This is a genomic window from Undibacterium sp. 5I2 (assembly GCF_035019605.1).
Lineage (GTDB): Bacteria > Pseudomonadota > Gammaproteobacteria > Burkholderiales > Burkholderiaceae_D > Undibacterium.
Genome location: NZ_JASJVS010000164.1, coordinates 1 through 495, shown reverse-complemented (window position 1 = coordinate 495; position 495 = coordinate 1). Strand labels below are relative to the sequence as shown.

The 495-nt window shown below is 52.3% G+C and carries 1 pseudogene; it reads left to right on the top strand.

The features are described 5' to 3' along the window. Window positions 1-199: 199 nt before the first annotated feature. Window positions 200-495, top strand: a pseudogene (locus QN359_RS19835) (MotA/TolQ/ExbB proton channel family protein); the annotation flags it as partial.

The following is a 495-nucleotide window of genomic DNA, read 5'->3' as shown; positions in this document are numbered from 1 at the left end:
CGCTTGCAGTTGATGTCGGGCGCTTGCAAAAACAAACCGGGTACCGTCGATGGCAAACCGCAAGCGACCTGGACCAAGGTGCAGTATGTGTGGCGCCTCGATTAATTGAAATTCAAGCGGCAGCGTAGGGTGTTACCTCGTCGTCGTCTTTTTTACTGTTGTTTTTTTAGTACTATTGAGAATTAAAGGAAGCATTACCATGAAAATTCGTTTCTCCGCACTCCTCGCGACTGCTTTGCTGGCTATCTCGGCCGGTTTCTCTGTAGCACCAGCCTACGCCGCTGATGAAGCTGCTGCATCCGCTGCGCCAGTCGCTTCTGCTGCAGCCCCTGCTGCTGAAGCTGCACCAGTTGCGGCACCAATGGATGCTGCTGCACCGGTCAAAGAAGTCATTGAAAATCCATATGGCCTCGACGCGCTCTGGAAAACCGGCGATTTCGTCGCCAAAGGCACGCTGATCATCATGTTCATCATGTCTATGGGTAGCTGGTACAT